At 47.1% G+C, this 18,381-nt stretch carries 17 protein-coding genes and 2 tRNA genes; 5 read left to right on the top strand and 14 right to left on the bottom strand.

Going from position 1 to position 18,381, the window contains the following annotated elements:
- Nucleotides 1-39: 39 nt before the first annotated feature.
- From Q369_RS0126055 to hflX, 3 genes are all read right to left on the bottom strand, one after another.
- Nucleotides 40-114, bottom strand: a tRNA-Arg gene (locus Q369_RS0126055).
- A gap of 11 nt (nucleotides 115-125) precedes the next feature.
- A tRNA-OTHER gene (locus Q369_RS29190) sits at nucleotides 126-229 on the bottom strand.
- Between the two features lie 46 nt (nucleotides 230-275).
- Nucleotides 276-1,514, bottom strand: coding sequence for a GTPase HflX (gene hflX, locus Q369_RS0126050; RefSeq protein ID WP_031530652.1), 1,239 nt, complete (start codon nucleotides 1,512-1,514; stop codon nucleotides 276-278).
- Between the two features lie 336 nt (nucleotides 1,515-1,850).
- Between hflX and Q369_RS0126045 the strand changes: the two genes are divergently transcribed.
- From Q369_RS0126045 to Q369_RS0126030, 4 genes are all read left to right on the top strand, one after another.
- Nucleotides 1,851-3,236 carry an MATE family efflux transporter gene (locus tag Q369_RS0126045; RefSeq protein WP_031530651.1) on the top strand — a complete coding sequence of 462 codons (1,386 nt, stop codon included), beginning with the start codon at nucleotides 1,851-1,853 and terminating at the stop codon, nucleotides 3,234-3,236.
- Between the two features lie 64 nt (nucleotides 3,237-3,300).
- Entirely contained in the window at nucleotides 3,301-4,698 is a 1,398-nt protein-coding gene (locus Q369_RS0126040; RefSeq protein ID WP_031530650.1) for an MBL fold metallo-hydrolase, read from the top strand.
- A 35-nt stretch (nucleotides 4,699-4,733) separates the two neighbouring features.
- On the top strand, nucleotides 4,734-5,312 hold the full coding sequence (locus Q369_RS0126035; protein WP_031530649.1) for a YeeE/YedE family protein: 579 nt from the start codon (nucleotides 4,734-4,736) through the stop codon (nucleotides 5,310-5,312).
- Complete coding sequence (locus Q369_RS0126030) at nucleotides 5,312-5,800, top strand: DUF6691 family protein (protein WP_031530648.1); 489 nt, start codon at nucleotides 5,312-5,314, stop codon at nucleotides 5,798-5,800. The genes Q369_RS0126035 and Q369_RS0126030 overlap by 1 nt, the downstream gene beginning before the upstream one ends.
- Here Q369_RS0126030 and Q369_RS0126025 read toward each other — a convergent pair whose 3' ends face one another.
- From Q369_RS0126025 to Q369_RS0125980, 10 genes are all read right to left on the bottom strand, one after another.
- The gene (locus tag Q369_RS0126025; RefSeq protein WP_031530647.1) at nucleotides 5,801-6,544 is read right to left on the bottom strand and encodes a class I SAM-dependent methyltransferase; all 744 of its coding nucleotides are present in this window, start codon (nucleotides 6,542-6,544) and stop codon (nucleotides 5,801-5,803) included.
- A gap of 70 nt (nucleotides 6,545-6,614) precedes the next feature.
- Nucleotides 6,615-8,033 (bottom strand): hypothetical protein, encoded by a 1,419-nt coding sequence (locus Q369_RS0126020; RefSeq protein ID WP_031530646.1) that lies wholly within the window; start codon nucleotides 8,031-8,033, stop codon nucleotides 6,615-6,617.
- A 17-nt stretch (nucleotides 8,034-8,050) separates the two neighbouring features.
- Complete coding sequence (locus tag Q369_RS0126015) at nucleotides 8,051-8,395, bottom strand: heavy-metal-associated domain-containing protein (RefSeq protein WP_031530645.1); 345 nt, start codon at nucleotides 8,393-8,395, stop codon at nucleotides 8,051-8,053.
- 32 nt (nucleotides 8,396-8,427) lie between these two features.
- Nucleotides 8,428-8,997 (bottom strand): helix-turn-helix domain-containing protein, encoded by a 570-nt coding sequence (locus Q369_RS0126010; RefSeq protein ID WP_031530644.1) that lies wholly within the window; start codon nucleotides 8,995-8,997, stop codon nucleotides 8,428-8,430.
- 55 nt (nucleotides 8,998-9,052) lie between these two features.
- Nucleotides 9,053-11,275: a TonB-dependent receptor gene (locus Q369_RS0126005; protein ID WP_031530643.1), complete on the bottom strand. Its 2,223-nt coding sequence runs from the start codon at nucleotides 11,273-11,275 to the stop codon at nucleotides 9,053-9,055.
- Between the two features lie 76 nt (nucleotides 11,276-11,351).
- Nucleotides 11,352-11,810 (bottom strand): HYC_CC_PP family protein, encoded by a 459-nt coding sequence (locus Q369_RS0126000; protein ID WP_031530642.1) that lies wholly within the window; start codon nucleotides 11,808-11,810, stop codon nucleotides 11,352-11,354.
- A 23-nt stretch (nucleotides 11,811-11,833) separates the two neighbouring features.
- Nucleotides 11,834-12,043 carry a heavy-metal-associated domain-containing protein gene (locus Q369_RS0125995; protein ID WP_031530641.1) on the bottom strand — a complete coding sequence of 70 codons (210 nt, stop codon included), beginning with the start codon at nucleotides 12,041-12,043 and terminating at the stop codon, nucleotides 11,834-11,836.
- 112 nt (nucleotides 12,044-12,155) lie between these two features.
- Complete coding sequence (locus Q369_RS0125990; protein WP_031530640.1) at nucleotides 12,156-14,384, bottom strand: heavy metal translocating P-type ATPase; 2,229 nt, start codon at nucleotides 14,382-14,384, stop codon at nucleotides 12,156-12,158.
- A gap of 93 nt (nucleotides 14,385-14,477) precedes the next feature.
- Entirely contained in the window at nucleotides 14,478-15,311 is an 834-nt protein-coding gene (locus Q369_RS0125985) for a hypothetical protein (protein WP_031530639.1), read from the bottom strand.
- 80 nt (nucleotides 15,312-15,391) lie between these two features.
- Complete coding sequence (locus Q369_RS0125980; protein ID WP_031530638.1) at nucleotides 15,392-15,730, bottom strand: tRNA-binding protein; 339 nt, start codon at nucleotides 15,728-15,730, stop codon at nucleotides 15,392-15,394.
- Nucleotides 15,731-15,842: 112 nt separating this feature from the next.
- Here Q369_RS0125980 and Q369_RS0125975 point away from each other — a divergent pair, with 112 nt between their 5' ends.
- Nucleotides 15,843-16,946: a lactonase family protein gene (locus Q369_RS0125975; protein ID WP_031530637.1), complete on the top strand. Its 1,104-nt coding sequence runs from the start codon at nucleotides 15,843-15,845 to the stop codon at nucleotides 16,944-16,946.
- A gap of 6 nt (nucleotides 16,947-16,952) precedes the next feature.
- On the opposite strand, the gene Q369_RS0125970 is transcribed toward Q369_RS0125975, so the two are convergent.
- Nucleotides 16,953-18,359, bottom strand: a complete 1,407-nt coding sequence (locus Q369_RS0125970; protein WP_031530636.1) for a TlpA family protein disulfide reductase — start codon at nucleotides 18,357-18,359, stop codon at nucleotides 16,953-16,955.
- Nucleotides 18,360-18,381 lie beyond the last annotated feature (22 nt).

Raw genomic sequence — 18,381 nt, 5'->3', positions numbered from 1 at the left:
TTATTAAAACACAAAAAAGCCAGGCTAAAAACCTGGCTTTGGTGACCGCGACGGGAATCGAACCCATATCTAGAGTTTAGGAAACTCCTATTCTATCCGTTGAACTACGCAGTCGTTGTGCCCGGTGACCGCGACAGGAATCGGTTGAGCGCAACCCCGGACCCATATCTAGAGTTTAGGCTGGGGTCGCATTCGACAACTCCTATTCTATCCGTTGAACTACGCAGTCATTTGGGGCTGCAAACCTCGGAAAAAATCGTTTGAATTACAAAAGATTATTCCTCTGTTTGTACCGCAGTATAGCCCAAATCCAGCCAGTTCGGATAAATAGAAAAGTGTTTCTCCTTCACCAGTGAGAATAATGTATTTCTTAATTCTTCGATATTTTCCTTCTTCTCAGCCGAAATAAACACCACATGTTCCGCTTTATCGGAGATATAACTCTTTTTCAACTGTTCCAGGACAGTTTCCTGCAGCATCACACCTTCATCTTCGTTTTCCTCTTCCTCGTTAAAAGAAGGTTTGTAAAGGTCTATTTTGTTGAAAACCAATATCGAAGGTTTGTTTGCCGCGCCGATTTCTTCCAGCGTTTTGTTCACCACATCCAGGTGCTCTTCAAAAGAAGGGTGCGAAATATCCACTACGTGCATCAGAATATCTGCTTCGCGAACCTCATCCAATGTCGATTTAAATGACTCGATCAGCGTAGTAGGCAGCTTTCGGATAAATCCAACGGTATCAGTAAGCAGGAATGGAATGTTTTCCATATTGACCTTCCGGACAGTCGAGTCGACTGTTGCAAAAAGGCGGTTCTCGGCAAATACGTCCGCTTTTGACAAGCTGCGCATCAATGTGGATTTACCTACGTTGGTATAGCCTACAATTGCAACACGCACCAGCCGGTCGCGCTCTTTGCGGCGGGTAACGCTTTGTTTATCGACTTTCTCCAATTTCTCCTTCAAGAATGCGATCCGGTCTTTTACAATCCTTCTATCCGTTTCCAATTCCGTCTCACCCGGTCCGCGCATACCTACACCAGCACCTGACTGGCGGCTAAGGTGCGTCCACAAACGCGTCAATCGCGGGTACATATATTGGTACTGGGCCAGTTCCACCTGCAACTTTGACTGTGCAGTTTGCGCGCGCATTGCAAAAATCGCGAGGATCAGCAAGCTCCGGTCGATAACCTTAATATCTGTAAACTCGGCTTCCAGGTTTCTCACCTGCGAAGGGGTCAGGTCATCGTCGTAAATGACCATATCTACCGGATTAGCCTTGATAAAGGTTTGTATTTCTTCCAGCTTTCCTTTGCCCGTGTAAGTGCGTGTATCCGGTCTTTCCAGGTTCTGGGTAAATGTTTTAACAGTCTCTACACCCAACGTAGTAGCCAGAAAAGCAAGCTCATCCAGGTACTCCTTGGTCTTCTCCACGTTTTGTTTTTGGGTACTTACTGCCACCAGCACCGCAGTTTCGGGCTGTACAGCAGTTGAGTGAAATTTGTTTTTATCAATCATGTATTACTTTTTTATCCATTAGAAACCTTCTTAAATCCTGCAGTGATAAACACAGCTGTTTTACAGGAGAAGGTAAAAAAGCAACGGCAGGCCAGCGGCAAAAGTTCACAGACATTTGCGACTTATTAATATTCTCTATGGTACAAATGCAATTTTGCTTGATAATGCGAAAAGCACTTTTGTATATTTGCGCAAATCTCAAAAGCCGATGCTGCTCTTCAACCTCGGACTACAAGCTTAGTCCGCCGACCATTCTGGTCTCATTTACATTTTCTTTTTAGTGGTCCCGCCGGGATTTCACTTCTTCTATTTATTCCATTTCAATAATTTTTATCCATGAAAAAGTGGTTTCAACTGCTTCGTGAGGCTATCCGTGGCTCCGAAGAAAGTTTTACCGAAGGAAGCATCAATCGTGCTATATTCTTACTATCTGTACCCATGATCCTGGAAATGGTCATGGAGTCGCTTTTCGCTGTTGTTGATATTTTTTTCGTTTCAAAGGTAAGTACCGAGGCAGTGGCAACGGTGGGTTTGACAGAGTCTGTGATTACCCTCGTTTATTCACTGGCGATCGGCCTGAGTACTGCTGCAACTGCTACTATCGCCCGGCGAATTGGTGAGGGCAATGCGGTGCAGGCGCGGCAGGCAGTAGGACAAGTGATCATTATTTCACTCGCTATTTCGCTGGTAGTTGCATTCGCAGGTACCTGGTTTGCGCGTGATATTCTGTTGTTAATGGGTGCCGATCAGAAGGTGATTGAAACAGGTACCAACTTCGCGCGGATCCAGTTTCTGAGTAGCCCGGTTGTGGTTTTGCTGTATTCTTTAAGCGGCGCCCTGCGTGGTGCCGGGTCTGCGGCAACGGCAATGCGCTCTCTGATTGTTGCCAACTGCTTCAATATGCTGCTTGGTCCATTGCTGATCTTTGGAGTTGGTCCTTTTCCTGAGCTGGGCGTTACAGGCGCGGCAATTGCGACGGCCACGGGGCGCTCGATTGGAGTTGGCTATCAATTGTTTTCGCTTACCAAAGCCAGTAAGATGCTCGGATTGACGTGGGCAGATCTTCGGCCCGACCCGGTGACAATCAGCAATATCGTGACGATTGCGACGGGCGGCACAGTCCAGTTCCTGATCGGCTCGGCCAGCTGGATTTTTCTTACGCGCATTCTTTCAGAGTTCGGAAGCGACGTGGTAGCCGGTTACACGATTTCAATTCGTGTGATTACATTTACATTGTTACCAGCCTGGGGACTGGCTAATGCGGCCGCTACGTTGGTTGGGCAAAACCTGGGTGCCGGCAAGCCCGACCGCGCCGAAACTTCCGTCTGGAAATGTGCTTTTTACAACCTGGTTTTCCTCTTGACCCTGTCGTTCTTTATGTTCATCTGGGCAGAGACGATCGTAGGTTGGTTCAGTACAAATGCGGAGGTGATTGAAACAGGCAAAACCGCTTTGCGGGCACTTTGTCTTGGCTACGGTTTTTATGCTTACGGCATGGTGGTAGCGCAATCGTTCAATGGGGCAGGAGATACAAAAACGCCGACTGTATTAAATCTGATCTGTTTTTGGGCTATTGAAATTCCGGTTGCCTATGTATTGGCTATCGTACTTAATTTCGGGCCGATCGGTGTATTTGTTTCCGTGCCTATTGCCGAGTCCATTCTTGCATTGCTGGGTATCTGGCGATTCAGAATGGGAGGGTGGAAGGCCGTTAAGGTATGACATAACGAACCAAAGAGCCACAGCTGTTGGTTTAATAAAACATAAGAACACAATTACTTTCCGCATGAAAATCGAACAAATCTATACGGGTTGCCTCGCTCAAGGGGCTTATTTTATTGTTTCAAATGGCGAAGCTGCTGTAATTGATCCTTTACGAGAGGTTAATCCATACATCCGCAAGGCCGAGCAAACCGGCGCGAAGATCAGGTATGTTTTTGAGACACATTTTCATGCGGATTTTGTATCCGGTCACCTGGATTTGTCTGAAAAAACAGGCGCGCCGATTATCTATGGTCCGGGCGCTCAAACCGGCTTCAAAGCACATATTGCCGAAGACAAAGAGGAGTTTCAGCTTGGTAATGTAACTATTCAGGTGCTGCACACGCCCGGGCACACTTTGGAATCGGCTTGTTATCTGCTGTTAGATGAAAACCGGAAACCGGTCGCATTATTTAGCGGAGATACCTTGTTCATAGGAGATGTGGGCCGGCCCGATCTGGCTCAAAAAGGCGATCTGACCATGAATGATCTGGCAGGAATGCTTTTCGACAGTCTGCGCGAGAAGATCATGCCACTGCCAGACGACGTGATCGTATACCCGGCGCACGGTGCCGGCTCCGCTTGTGGCAAGAATATGAGTAAGGAAACCTCTGACACACTCGGGAATCAGAAACGCTTCAATTATGCATTGCGGGCTGATATGACCAAAGAAGAGTTCATCAAAGAGGTGACTGCCGGTCTTGCAGAGCCGCCGCAATATTTTCCCAAGAATGTAAAAATGAACCGCGACGGCTACGAAAGTATAGACGATGTACTCGAACGCGGCGACCAGGCGCTTTCTGCCGATACATTTGAGGCAACAGCCAATAGCACCGGCGCATTGATCCTTGATACCAGAAGTGCCGATGATTTTGCGAAAGGCTTTATTCCCAATTCCATTAATATAGGTATTCAGGGCAGTTTTGCGCCCTGGGTTGGTGCGCTCATCCCTGACCTGAAGCAGGAATTGCTGATCATCACGGAACCCGGCAAGGAAGAGGAAGTGATCACACGTTTAGCGAGGGTAGGGTATGATCATACCATCGGGTATCTCAATGGCGGTTTCCAGAGCTGGGCAGATGCAGGAAAGGAAGTCGATTCGATCGCGTCCATTTCTGCGGGTGAATTTGAAAGTGATTTTGCAAAAGGAGAACTGGAAATAATAGATGTACGCAAACCTGACGAGTTCAATAGTGGCCACATAGAAGGCGCCAAAAACCTGCCGCTTGATTACATTAATGATCTGATGCAGGAATTTCCAAAGGATCAAAAACTATACATCCATTGTGCCGGCGGCTACCGTTCCATGATCGCCGCTTCCATTCTCAAATCCCGCGGGATCGACGATGTTGTAAATATTGAAGGCGGCTACGGAGCAGTTGCAAAAACGAATGTGCCGGTGATGGAAGGTGCCAGTCACTAGAATTTTCAGAGCAAGAATTTAAAACATATTCCAACATGTCAGACCTTCTTGAAATCATTCGAAAACCCTGGCCGTGGTATGTGGCGGGGCCTTTGATCGGACTTACTGTTCCGGCGCTGCTGCTTTTGGGAAATAAATCGTTTGGTATCTCTTCATCATTGCGGCATATCTGTGCGGCGGTGATCCCGGCTGACATATCCTTTTTCAAATACAACTGGCGCAAAGAATCCTGGAATCTCTTCTTTGTGGCTGGTATCGCATTGGGCGGCTTTGTCGCAACATTCCTCCTTTCCAATCCGGAGCCGATCGCTATCTCAGCAGATACGAAATCAACACTAGCGTCGCTCGGCATTACAGATTTTTCAGGATTAATGCCTGCCGATCTATTTTCGATCGACTATATCTTCTCGCTTAAAGGATTCATCTTTTTGATACTGGGCGGTTTCCTGGTTGGGTTTGGAACGAGATATGCAGGCGGCTGTACTTCTGGACACTCCATTATGGGACTGGCCAGCTTACAATGGCCTTCACTCGTTGCCACCATCTGCTTTATGGCCGGTGGATTTGCCTGCACACACCTGATCCTGCCCTTTTTGCTTGAACTCGTCAGATAATGGAAAACATAGAAAAGCAAATTATCGAGATTGACAATACCGATGGTGCAAACCAGCAGCAGTCGCAGGAAGGCTTTACTGCGAAGCTTAAATATCTCTTTGTCGGTTTACTCTTCGGGATTGTGTTTGTCAAAGCGGAGATTATATCCTGGTTTCGCATTCAGGAAATGTTCCGGCTCGATTCATTTCACATGTACGGCGTGATCGGCTCGGCAGTTGCAGTAGGGCTGCTCTCTGTTTTTTTGATCAAGAAATTCAATATCAAAACATTATCCGGAGAAGCGATTTACATACAGGATAAGGTTTTCCAAAAGGGACAGATTTACGGCGGTTTGATGTTCGGCTTTGGCTGGGCGATCACCGGCGCTTGTCCGGGACCGCTTTTCGCACAGATAGGAAGTGGGTACCTCGCAGTAGCCGTCACATTGCTGAGCGCGATCACAGGTACCTGGACTTACGGTTTGTTAAGACCGAAACTGCCGCACTAATCAGTTCTTTACAGCCACGAGGTAAAGCTGCTCGTCACCGAGTGTAAATGGGTCGGCTTCCAGGTCTCCGAAGGTACCTACCGTTTTTAATCCCACAGTTTGCAGCATTGCTGTTATTTCAGCCAAGGTATAGATATACTGAAATACGGTGTGGGTCACTTTCTCGTTACCGGAAATAAAAGTCTGCTGCGCCTCAATGCAGCCTTCGTCTGGGCGGTACTCATTTTCGGCGAGATAAAAGATATCATCGCCCACGGGCATCCAGTTGCGTACCTGAAAGTTGGGCAAAATGCTTTCAGCCAGATTTTCGGTGTGCAATGCCACGTGACCGCCTGATTTTAGCGCAGCGGCAATCTTTCGGAGAAACTTTAACATATCTGCACGCGGGAAAAAGCTCAGACTGTTTCCAAGACAGTAAGCCGCCTCAAATGCATTTTCTTCGGGCTGATAGTCCAGTACGTCAGCACAGATCACGTCAATCGGAAGCTTTTTCTTGCGGGTTATTTTGGTAAGCTCATCGCAATACTCGGAAGAAATGTCAATGCAGGTAATGGAGCAGCCTGTTTCTGTCAGGGGAATAGCGTGACGGCCGTAGCCCGATAAGATGTCGAGTACCCTGTTGCCTTCTTTGATTTCCAGCACATCGGCGAGAAAATCAACTTCGAAGTCGGTATATTCTTCATCCTGGTGGAGCTTCCAGGCTATTTGGGGTAATCCTTTGAAATAACTGTGATACCAGGCCACTGTGTCGTTTTTGATTTTTGGCAAAACTAAACAAATGCAGCCTGGTATCTATTGAAGATAATCGGAGAAGCTACATTTTCATCAAAGCCGGAGTCAGGCGCAGGTAAACCTGACCGGAAAGCGGGGTTTTGGAATAATTGTATTCCAGAATTCCGGTCTTATCTCCCGCCAGACTATGCACAGTAACCTGCGCGCCGGTCTGCACCAGCGTGTTAGCAAAATGAAAAAGCTGCCGGTTCAGGCCCAATGTGAATGCAGAAACCGGAAGTTTAAAGAAGCCGATCCTTATGTTACCAGAGTCGCTCAGCAGCTCGTCAGAGCCTTTTTCCACACGCTCATAGCGGCCGTACACTGCCCATTTGTTGAGCTGCAAATTAGATTCTGCCAAAACGGTATTGCCGCTCGAATGTCCACCTGAATTGTTGCCCCAAACCAGCGTACTCGAAATCCATCTGTTCTCGCCGGAAAGCTGCGCAGAATGCTGGACAGAAGCAGTAGTGCGCGTGACGTCATCGTGCGAATGCAGCCTTTCAGGACTTTTAATAAATGCCCGGCTCGCCTGAAATGACCAGTTGGCAGAGGGATTGAAAAGCAATCGATAGCTGTAAGAATCAAAACGCGGCTTGTCGAAATTAAAGCGGTTTTCATCCGGCTCCCGGCCGGTGAACGAAGATCCCTCAATTTTGAACATTCCGTAACGAACGCCCGCAGTTACCACGCCAAAAGTAATGTGGGTAGCATCCTGCCAGTGGTGGCCCAAAACAGCGTCAGGATTGTTGAAAGCTGACATTCTGTGCATAAATGCAGTTGGGCCGAGCGCCGGTTCTCCGGGGTAGCCTGCGTACACTGTGAGGTCCAGCTGGTCATTAATGCGCTGGGTATATCCGACCGAAAGTTCCGAGATCAGATCGTGCGGGTGCTGGCGGTCAACCAATGGAACATTTTTCCAGCTTTCGCCCGATTGGAAAAGAAGCGGGTAACCAGCTCCGCCGTCGAAGATCCGGTCCAGCGAGACCATTGCGCGGATATTCAGCAGCCCATTTTTACCTACCTGCCGCTGCGCCATTCCCATAAACCAGTTAGGCACACTAAACTTCGATTCCTGGCCCTTTCTACCCTTGTTATTGAAATTTTGACCTGTGTAACGCAGGAATATACTGCCGTGCAACATGTAATTCCATTTGTTGCTATGCTTCATGTACGCATACATGGGCGTGGCGTCAGGTTGCCAGCCGGTGCCCGAACCGTTTCTTGTCATCGGCAGGCTAAGCGAAAAGTTGTGCGTCATTTGATGCGTATGCTGCATTTTGGAATGATCCATTTCGGTGGTATCCCCATGGTTCATGTTGCCATGATCCATACTTTTCATGTCGTGCATTTCGTGGCGCGTGGTGTCTGGCTGCTGGTGATGTTCGTGCTGGGCGAATACAGGGAATGCAGCCAGGCTGAACCCCAGCAGTGCCAGTTGTTTTAGTCTGTTTCTGTTCATGATGAAGTTTGAATCAGTTAATGTGCAGCAGCGGTTTTCCGGCAGCAGCTGGGCAGTTTGTCGTGTGCTTTTTGATTGGCGAGCTGATTATCCGCATCGTAACCTGTATTAATAATTGTCGCTTTGATCGCTTCCGGGCTTGTTTTGGCCGGATTGTACTTCACAGTTACAACTTTGTCTTTCAAGTTCAGGTTGGATTCTTTCACACCTTTGGACAGTCCAAGGTTGCGCTCAATGCGTGCCTTACACATTTCGCAGATCGCCGATGTTTTGATCTTGATTTCCTTCTCATCGCCAGCGCTGAAAGCCACATTCGAGCCGAAAAAAAGAAGTGTAACGAGTGAAAAAATGATAGTTTTCATAATTGCAGTTGTTTTTTGGTTTGTTATTAATTTCATCCTCCGACCTGATCAAGTGTCTTTCTTGCTGTCGGACTCTTTTTAAATTCTCCCGGTGTCATTCCGGTGACTTTTTTAAACTGGTTGCTCAAATGGGCAGTACTGCTGTACGACAACCTCCACGCCATTTCGCTTAACGTCAGCTCATTGTAGGAAAGCCATTCTTTGATTTTCTCCACTTTTTGCGCGATAATGTACTGCTCGATCGTCTGTCCGGTTTCAGATGAAAAAAGACTGCTCAGGTAGGAGTATTCGTAGCCAATTTTGTCCGACAGATAATCCGAGAAATTCATTTGCGCAGGTTTCATTCCTTTAAGGTTCTGTATTTCGTCGATTACCAGCGTTTTGATGTGTTCAACAATAGTCAGCTTGCGGTCGTCTAGCAGCTCAAAACCATTTGTTTCCAAAACAGTTTTCACCCTTTTGAGACTTTCTCCTTCTATTTCTTCCTCAATCTCGACTTCGCCCAGATCCACCGAACAAGGATGCAGCCCCAGAGCAGTCAGCTCCTCGCGTACAACACGCTTACAGCGGTCACAAACCATATTCTTGATATACAATTTCATAAAAAGCGCTTTTTAAATTCCCTTCCTCCTTCCTCCGTCGTCCCTTTCCTTCCTTCTAACGTATAATCTTATAACGAATCCCCGCATAAATCATTCGCCCTACTACCGGCCCCCATGCCATTCCCGCGTCAAAATGCTGGCCGAAAGGCTGGTCTGCGCCTATAATCGGGTTCTTCTGCGTGAAGTTCGCGAGGTTCTCTCCGCCGAGGTAAATATCCCATTTTGGGAAGGTGCGGGTGATTTGTGCGTTAAAATTATAGAATGCAGGTGCCATTGTCGAAGGTAGGTTTTCAGCTAGCTGATGGTGATCTATATCGCCCATGTATGGCAGCCGCTTTTTACCATTCCACTGTGCTGTGAAGTCAAATTTCCATTTGTCGTAAGGCAATGCGTAACCTGCATTAAACAGCACCCGGTCGCGGCTGACCATCATTCTTGGCAGCAATACACGCTGGTCGTAAGCCTGACTGACAGTTTGCTTCACATCAAAAAGCCGGTAAGCTAGTTTCAATTCAAAACGTTTGACGGGCGTCAGGTTGGCCTCTGCCTGAAAGCTGTTTGCAAATGCCCGTCCATTCAGGTTATAAAAGCTCAGATACCTGGGATCTTCCATATCGGCTACGAGCTGATTGTCAAAAGTAGTCCGGTAATAATCCACTATCAGATTTCCCTTCATTCCCCCCAATGCAAATTCCTGGGTGAGGCTCGCACCGTAGTTCCACGATTTCTCTGGCCGGATCTGCTCCCGGAAAAGCACCTGCCGCGAGCTTACGAGATTCCCGTAGTACTCAGCCAGCGGATTGGCCACGCGGAACCCTTTGCCCGCAGAAGCACGCAGAATGGTTTGATCTGTGACATTGTATTTCAAATGCATACGCGGCGTCCATTGTGTTCCGTACAGATTGTGAAAGTCAACCCGCCCGCCTGCTACCAGCACAAACTTGTCGAGGTTGTTATAGGTATACTCGAAAAATGCGCCTGGTACCGACTCGTTCCTGGTTAAAGTCTGTGCTTTATAACGTTCATCATAGTTATCAAGCAGGTAGCTTAAGCCCGTTTTATAGGAATGATTTGTGTTGCCGATAATGGACTGATAGATCAGGTTAGCATAAAGCGTTTTTTGCTTTCCATCGTAGTTATTAAGACCAAAGAATGATTTTGAATCAAAAACGGATGCATTCACTATCAATCCAAGCCCCTTATAAGGCTGCTCGGGAAAAAGCCGCGCAATCTTGGAGAAAAATTCGTAGCGGTTGATTTTTGACCCAAAACCATAAGCTTGCGTTGTACCGCGCATTTCTTTCTCAAAACCCGCTTGTCCGCCGGTACGGTCTTCCACGAGCGCTTTCACACCAAACTGCGCCATCAGTTTATCGCCCTGGTACTTCCAGCGATTTATCGCATTGACTTGCGTATAAAGCGGCATGTCGAGAAAACCATCGCCATTATTGTCGACTTTGTTCCGCAGGGTACTTCCGTGGGTAAGCAGACCGGTGCTCCATTTTTTACTGAGTTGATGGGCGAGGTTCAGGTTCAGTTCAGCTCTTCCGAAATTGTTGATATAGGTATTCAGGTAAAGCTTTTCCGGTGAATCGGGCTTTTGCAGCTCAATGTTGATCTGGCCGGTCATGGATTCGTATCCATTCACCACAGAGCCCGCGCCTTTGCCGATATCAATGGATTGGATCCACGTTCCCGGAATGGAGCTCAGCCCGAAAGTAGACGCCAGGCCCCGCAGGGACGGGATATTTTCCACATTGGACTGAATGTAAGTGCCGCTCAGTCCCAGCATCTGGATCTGCTTTGAACCCGTAACTGCGTCGCTGTACGACACTGATACAGATGCGTTTGTTTCGAAACTCTCGGAAAGATTGCAGCATGCGGCTTTGGCTAGCGTGCGGGTAGTAATGATTTCTGTCTGGTGCGGAGACAGGCGGTCGATGGAACCGCTGCCTCCCCGCACGGTAACTTCATCCAGCGTCCGGTCGCTTTTCAAAACCACTTGCAGCTCACTCTCGGCACCGATTTTGATGGTATCGTTCCTGAATCCCACAAAACTGATCACCAGCAGGTTCGACTGCGCAGATCTGGGAATGGTAAAATGGCCGAACGTATCGGTAGCAGTAGCTTGTGTAGTACCCGACCAATATACATTGGCGCCGGTGACAGGAGCAAGACTGTCGGAGCCGGCAACCTGCTCGCTGACGGTGCCGGTTACCCGCTGTGCTGAAACGGAAATGGAAAGCAGGCAGAGTAATCCTGCCAGGTAAGTTTTCATTTCAAAATAGATTCAATTGAAAAATAGTAGTGCAAATCCCATTCGGAATCTGTTAATTAGCTATTAATCACTAGGATCAAATCAGAAATGACTGGATAAATGAGAGCATACTTCTCCCGTGAAGGCGGGAGGAAAAGGATATGTCGGGCGAATCAGGCGAAGAAGGAAGCCGCCATTCTGCCCTGATAAACTGGTAGGATGTTGCGAACCAGACTACGTCGCCGGCCCACAGTTTCAGGATTTTTGCAGCCTGCTGACCACCGGAAGAAACGACATCCAGCTTCTCAAACTTGTGGCTTTCCTTGCAGCAATCTGTTTTCTTGATAAATGTTCCGGTCGATTCTTTGAGCTGTCTGCTTTTAGCGCAGCAGGTACCACCTTTTTTAACGGAATCCTCTGATTTGGCAGGGGTTACAAACTGCACCGACTTGCCGCGCATCATGCATTGATGCTCCACCAACGCAAATCCCGTACTGCTGAACAGTACCAGAAATGCCATCAGGGCAGTGATCGATCGGTGCAATTTGTTTTTCATTGTATGTCAAATATAATTAATTATCAGGCTATTTCTTCGGCTACATAGCCTGCATTCTTAATCAGTTCTTCTATTTCTTCGGCAGAACGGGTGGTTTCCACTTTCAAAATCCTGCGCGGATCTTCCAGGTCGACGGCCCAGCTGGCCACTTCTTGATCTGCATTCAGGATAGGTGTAACGGTAGCCACACAGCCGCCGCATTTGATATTGGTTTTGAATTTGATCGTTTCCATTGTGTTAGTCGGTATTCAGGTATTTGAAACTACTTTGCAAAGATCGGCAATCGGAGTAAGTCACTTGTTACACAATTACCGGAAGGAATTACAAAGTTTTTGAAAATTGAAATTACAACCGTGCAGCCCGCAGCCGCAGACTGTTCATTACCACCGAGACTGAGCTTAGCGCCATTGCACCGCCGGCAATCATCGGGTCAAGCAGGAATCCATTGAATGGATACAATATTCCGGCAGCGACAGGAATGCCTATCAGGTTGTAAATGAAGGCCCAGAACAAGTTCTGCCGGATCGTCGCCACTGTTTTGCGGGACAGTTTCAATGCTTTTGGTAAAACGAGCAGATCGGAAGTAATAAGCGTCATTTTGGCTACATCCATCGCGATATCCGATCCTTTTCCCATTGCAATGCTCACGTCGGCCTGCGCCAATGCCTGCGAGTCATTGATACCATCGCCCACCATCGCAACTATCTTCCGGTCAGACTGCAGTTGTCTGATCACCTGCATTTTATCGTCCGGCTTCATTTCTGCACGGTAGGAGATAATGCCGGTTTCCCGGGCAATTGCCGCTGCTGCCTGCTGGTTATCGCCTGTGAGCATAATCACTTCTATCCCTTGTTTTTGCAACTCAGAAACCGCCTGGCTTGAAGTTGGTTTAAGGGTATCTGCAATAGCCACCACTGCGATCAACTCCTTGTCTGCTGCGATTCCGATCACCGTTTTCGCCTGCTCAGCAATCTCTCTTACCTCATTGATCACGTCTGTTCCAACGGTAATTTCTTCACTTTTGAGAAAGTTCAGAGTGCCGATTGTATAGCGGATATTGGCTATTTTCCCACGTACACCGCTGCCTGTCACCGATTCGAACTGGCGTACATTGAGCTGTGCAGGCGCATTGATATGCTGGACAATGGCGCTGGCAAGCGGATGTTCTGACCTTAATTCAATGGCTTTGACAGCCGCCAAATGCTTCTCCTGGTCAGCGCCCGGGATTTTCCAGAGCCAGTCTGTAACTACCGGGCGGCCCATGGTGAGCGTACCTGTTTTGTCCAATACCACTACGTTCACCCGGTATGCTTTCTCAAGACTTTCCGCATCACGGATCAGAATGTTGTTTTCGGCTCCTTTTCCTACCCCTACCATCATCGCAGTAGGAGTGGCGAGGCCGAGGGCACACGGACAGGCAATTACCAGCACAGATACTGCCGCCATTAAACCGTGTGTTAATGCATTCTCACCATCTGCGAAAATCCAAACGATCAGCGTCAGCACGGCGATTGCAATTACTGCGGGAACAAAGACCCCGGCAACTTTATCGACGAGCTTCTGGACAGGCGCCTTACTTCCCTGCGCTTCTTGTACAGTTTTGATAATTTGTGCCAAAACGGTCTGCTTGCCCACCTTTTCCGCTACGAATGTAAAGCTGCCATTCTGATTGATTGTCCCTGCAAAAACAGGATCGCCCGCGTTTTTGCCAGCAGGTACCGGCTCTCCGGTCATCAGGCTTTCATCTACAAACGAGCTTCCGGAGATTAGTTTTCCATCCACCGGTATCTTTTCTCCCGCGCGGATCAGGATTTCGTCGCCGAGGATCACTTCCTTTACATTGACTTCCATTTCAACACCTTCGCGGATCATCCGCACGATTTTGGGCTGCAAGCCGATCAGCTTTTTCAATGCATCGGAAGTCTTCGTTTTGGCACGCTCTTCGAGCATTTTACCCAAAAGAATAAAGAAAATAATGACACAAGCTGCCTCGAAATATACGTGCGGATGCAAGCCCCGTGCATGCCAGAATTGCGGAAAAAAGGTGTTAAATGTGCTGAAAAGGAATGCGACGCCGGTACTCAACGCCACCAGCGTGTCCATGTTGGCTTTACCGTGGCTCGCCTGTTTCCATGCATTGACAAAAAAGTCTTTCCCGAAAATAAACAATACCGGAAGTGTCAATGCCAGCATCGTGTAATTTGAAAAAGGCAGATCCATGAAAAACATGCCAAGTATCACCACGGGCACAGTAAGTATGCCCGCCCAGATTGTGCTGGTTTTCAGATGTTCGTAATGTGCCAGCCGGGCTTTCTCCTGCTCGGCGAGCGTGTCTTCTTCTTCATTCTCGATTATGAGCCCGTACCCGATCCCATTCAGTACTTCGTGAAGCTCCGGCAGGGTTACGGTTTCAGGATCATATCCGATCGATACAGATTGACTCGCGTAATTGACTCCGGCATTTTCAACGCCCGGAGTGCTTTTAAGCATACTTTCGACGCTTACCGCGCAGGCTGCGCAAGACATTCCTGTTACAGGAAGCGTCACTTTATGAATTTCTGATGTTGTGTCCATAGCCTTGTAAAATCTTGTTTACAAAATTAACTACTGCGTCTGCGAAAGGCATTACACAATTCTGGCTGGGACTTACATTTTTGTCGATTGCAATTACGATAGAAGCCACGTCTTTAGCCTTTTGAAAATATCTTGCTTTCTCGGCTTTGCTTTGCCGTCATGAGTCAACTTTTGCTGATAATGATAGAAGAGCTTATCGCCATAAGCTTTATCACCGACACTCAGCTCATCCACAAAATGTAGGATAGAATCGTTGATCGTTCCATTATGTGACACGCAGTAGTACTGACTTCGAAATATTATTTGCTTGTTATGGTTAATACTCGCTTGTCCATTTTCAGCAAAATAATCTATATGGAGAATTTGTGGGTTTCTTGTTCTTAGCCTTTTCGTTCCACGTCGTTCGTTTCTCCAGGGATGCTCGTTTTTCAATAATTGGTCAACTAAAAAGCTCCTTTTCCAAAGGGTTATTTGGTGAGACATAAGGTAGTCCGACTTCTGGTTGTCGACAATGGCGATATTAAAGCCGTTGAGAAAATTTTCAGTTTCTCTTGTCACATATACGTCTGAACTGTGCAGCTTCACTTGCGTCCATTCTTTTTGCTCAGCTAACTTAAAGAGCTCTTCAAAGAAAGTTTTATCCACCCATTTATCCATCCACATATCCTCCTGAAAGTATAAAATGTACTTCTCACTTACCTGTTCGGTCAATACTCTATGTAGCCGTTCTGACCAAGGCCCTCTACCAGATTTCAGGTTTTTGAACCCTTGAATGTCTGCTGATAAACACTCCGTTATAAAATAGTAGGAGCATTTAATATTGAAGTCCCAATATTTTGAAAAGAAGTATTCGAAACCCCTGAATAGAAGTTCATACCTATCGCAGCTGTGCACGATAACCGCTACATTGTTCCGATGTTCGCTCATAAGTCAGTTTTGACTTATGATACATTGCCTTACTTAGTGTTTCGTAGATTGATTATCCTGCGGCAATAAGCCGGTTATCCTCAGGCCAACCTTGTCCCATTCGGAACTTCAAAATCCGGGCTGGCCAGGATCACTTCTCCGTCTGGTAAAATAAAGCCAGTCGTGAGTACCTCTGACCTGAAATCGGCGATTTGTTTGGGTGGAAAATTGATCACGCACAAGACCTGTTTGCCCAGCAATTGTTCTTTGGTATACCGTTTCGTAATCTGAGCTGAGCTGGCTTTGGTCCCGATTTTCGGGCCAAGGTCTATTTTGAGTTGGAAGGCCGGTTTTCTTGCTTTTGGAAAATCTGAAACTTCGATGATCGTGCCTGCTCTCAGGTCAACTTTCTCGAATTCCTGCCAGGTAATCGTTTCCATGGTAGTTCAAATTGTGTTTTGTTTCAATTGAATATCTATATAAACAACATTAAAAACAGGTTTGGGTTCGCTTTTGAGTACGTTTGGTAAAATCCCATTCTAAACCACGATCATGAAAAACATCATTCTTCCCATATTCATGCTGGTCGCTTCGCTGGCGCTGGTTTCATTTCAGGACAAAACGATCCCCTTTTACATTGGAACATCAGATAAAGGTGCAAATTCGTCCATTTCGCTCTGTGAACTGAATTTGTCGACCGGGCAGATCACGCTCATAGATACCTTTAACACTTCTGTCGGACCGGGCTATGTTGCGGTTTCTCCTGATAGAAAAACTTTATATGCTGCCGGTGGTAACAACAAAGTCGATGCTTACTCCATTGGGAAGGACAGGAAGCTGACTTACCTCAACAGCCAGTCTTCGGAAGGAGCGAATCCCTGCCACGTGGCGGTGCATCCCTCGGGCAAGCTTGTTTTTGCGGCTAATTACACGGGCGGCAGCTTCACTGCATATCCGGCCGAGGCAGGCGGGAGATTGGGTGCGCCGGTTTATAAGGAACAATACACAGGGACCGGACCAAATGAAAAGCGGCAGGAGAAGTCACACGCGCATTTCGCGACTGCCAGTCCTGACGGTAAGTTCGTATACGTAACAGATCTGGGGAGCGACAAAGTCATGAATTACGCTGTGGATACCAAAAAGAACCAACTGGCGCCAAATCCCGCGCAACCATTTTTTACAGGAAAGCCCGGCGCAGGCCCACGCCATTTGATCATACATCCCTCAGGCAAATCGTTGTTTTTGCTGAATGAGCTGGAAGCGACACTTACTTCCTGTTCTATTGATAAAAACGGGGTGATCACTGCGATTAAAACATACCCGACGCTTCCGGCGGACTTTACCGGTACCAACACCAGCGCAGCAATTCACCTGCATCCGAACGGAAAGTTTGTTTATGTTTCCAACCGCGGCCACAACTCCATTACCGGATTTGCAATCAAAGGAAATGGAGAATTGGAAATGGTTGACCAGCAAACAAAATCAATCGCTACGCCGCGCGACTTTAATATCGACCCGAGCGGAAAACTGATGATCGTGGCCAATCAATCCACTGACAATTTGGTAGTTTATGATGTGGATCCTGCGACCGGCAAGCTTACTTTCAAGCATGAAAGCATTCCTGTAAAGCTGCCGATCTGTATTACATTTCTCTGAAACTGATCAGAGTTTTCTTGCCATTTTGTTTTGATAATAATTCAAAAAGTCTTCCAGCTGCTCCACAGGCATTTTGCGGGCGATGATCTTTTTGTTTTTATCCAAAATATAAACCGTAGGGGTAGTTACCACATCAAATTTGCGGTTGAAGTCGATCTGCTGCAATGCATCGAAACCGTTAATAATGTCTTCGAAATGGTAGTTTTTGATAAAGGACTTCCATTCTTCCATATTATGTTCGGTAGAAATCGCCATTACTTTAATACCCTTTGCTTTGTTCTTGTCGTAAAACGCTTTCAACAACGGCGAAGCTTCCTTGCAGTGCCCGCAGGTGGGGGCGTAAAAAAATAGCACCGTATATTCCGCCGGAATGGTTTGTACGCTTATTTTCTTTCCATTTTGATCTGTCAGGCTCAATGGAGGGAAAGTTTTGTTCACCAGCAGGTTCTTCAAAGTGTTCACCTTTTCGGCTATACGTTTCTTGTTTTCTGCAGAAACATCCATATCACCCGACAGGTAGTATTTCTCTGCTATATGTACCCAAAGCGCCTCCGTACCTACGGTTTTCGGGTTTTCATATTGGTTGGCAATGTAAAAAACCACCCAGGATTTGATATCCTTGTTAACAGACACCTTCTTCACGATCGCATCGGTATCCTTGATCAGCGAATCAGGTACCTGCACGACGAGGTTTTTGAAGTAGCGATCCAACTTGGGTTCAAGAAATGGTGTATTCACGATTCTCGAATCAGAAAAATCAAATGCGTCCCAGTAATGTGATTTGTAGTAATTGAATACCCAAATGGAATCTGTTTTCCCGTTTGGCAGCTTGGGCGCGGCGGGTATCTCCGGATCTGCCGACATTTTAAGAAGCTGTGCAGTAAAGCTCTGCGGATTTTCACTCAGCATTTTCTGGCGGTAAGCAGCAAAACTCTGCTGAATGTCTTTGATCTTCGCGCGTGAGTCGGCGCCGTTTTTTTTGCCAAACTGTTCAATTTGCTTGGAGCTGTTTTTCAGCTCTTTCTGATATCCATAAAAAATCTCATTCTCTTTCGAGCCGGTTACTTTCATGCTCCCGATCAGGTCGGTAGTATCTGTTTCCAGCTTAATGTTGGTTTCCTTTCCTGAATAAACCAGTTCGATCAGTCGCTGGTTACCCGGGAAAAGAATTACGTATAAGCCGCCCGGCAGGTTTGAAGGACCTTCAAAGACGATCTTTCCGTTTGCATCCGCTTTTGCTGTATCCTTGGGTACAAACTGGTTGGGTGTTCTGTTGTAATGTCCAATAATAAACGAAGAATCCCTCGCCCCCTTTATATTTGCTTCAATGCGGTAACCCTGGCCAAATGCATGGGTGGCAACTGAAAAGGCGGAAAGGAGGAAAAAAAAGGCATTTCGTACAAAAGCGCTCATCAGGTCGGTGTTTGCTTATCAG

Source organism: Dyadobacter crusticola DSM 16708, assembly GCF_000701505.1.
GTDB classification, from domain to species: Bacteria; Bacteroidota; Bacteroidia; order Cytophagales; family Spirosomataceae; genus Dyadobacter; species Dyadobacter crusticola.
The sequence above is the reverse complement of the archived record's forward strand: the minus strand, read 5'-3'. Positions and strand labels throughout refer to the sequence as shown.

Bases quoted from the DNA above. Each gene is read 5' to 3' on its own strand.
- hflX (WP_031530652.1), bottom strand. From the start codon at position 1,514: ATGATTGATAAAAACAAATTTCACTCAACTGCTGTACAGCCCGAAACT.
- Q369_RS0126045 (WP_031530651.1), top strand. From the start codon at position 1,851: ATGAAAAAGTGGTTTCAACTGCTTCGTGAGGCTATCCGTGGCTCCGAA.
- Q369_RS0126040 (WP_031530650.1), top strand. From the start codon at position 3,301: ATGAAAATCGAACAAATCTATACGGGTTGCCTCGCTCAAGGGGCTTAT.
- Q369_RS0126035 (WP_031530649.1), top strand. From the start codon at position 4,734: ATGTCAGACCTTCTTGAAATCATTCGAAAACCCTGGCCGTGGTATGTG.
- Q369_RS0126030 (WP_031530648.1), top strand. From the start codon at position 5,312: ATGGAAAACATAGAAAAGCAAATTATCGAGATTGACAATACCGATGGT.
- Q369_RS0126020 (WP_031530646.1), bottom strand. From the start codon at position 8,033: ATGAACAGAAACAGACTAAAACAACTGGCACTGCTGGGGTTCAGCCTG.
- Q369_RS0126015 (WP_031530645.1), bottom strand. From the start codon at position 8,395: ATGAAAACTATCATTTTTTCACTCGTTACACTTCTTTTTTTCGGCTCG.
- Q369_RS0126010 (WP_031530644.1), bottom strand. From the start codon at position 8,997: ATGAAATTGTATATCAAGAATATGGTTTGTGACCGCTGTAAGCGTGTT.
- Q369_RS0126005 (WP_031530643.1), bottom strand. From the start codon at position 11,275: ATGAAAACTTACCTGGCAGGATTACTCTGCCTGCTTTCCATTTCCGTT.
- Q369_RS0126000 (WP_031530642.1), bottom strand. From the start codon at position 11,810: ATGAAAAACAAATTGCACCGATCGATCACTGCCCTGATGGCATTTCTG.
- Q369_RS0125995 (WP_031530641.1), bottom strand. From the start codon at position 12,043: ATGGAAACGATCAAATTCAAAACCAATATCAAATGCGGCGGCTGTGTG.
- Q369_RS0125990 (WP_031530640.1), bottom strand. From the start codon at position 14,384: ATGGACACAACATCAGAAATTCATAAAGTGACGCTTCCTGTAACAGGA.
- Q369_RS0125985 (WP_031530639.1), bottom strand. From the start codon at position 15,311: ATGAGCGAACATCGGAACAATGTAGCGGTTATCGTGCACAGCTGCGAT.
- Q369_RS0125980 (WP_031530638.1), bottom strand. From the start codon at position 15,730: ATGGAAACGATTACCTGGCAGGAATTCGAGAAAGTTGACCTGAGAGCA.
- Q369_RS0125975 (WP_031530637.1), top strand. From the start codon at position 15,843: ATGAAAAACATCATTCTTCCCATATTCATGCTGGTCGCTTCGCTGGCG.
- Q369_RS0125970 (WP_031530636.1), bottom strand. From the start codon at position 18,359: ATGAGCGCTTTTGTACGAAATGCCTTTTTTTTCCTCCTTTCCGCCTTT.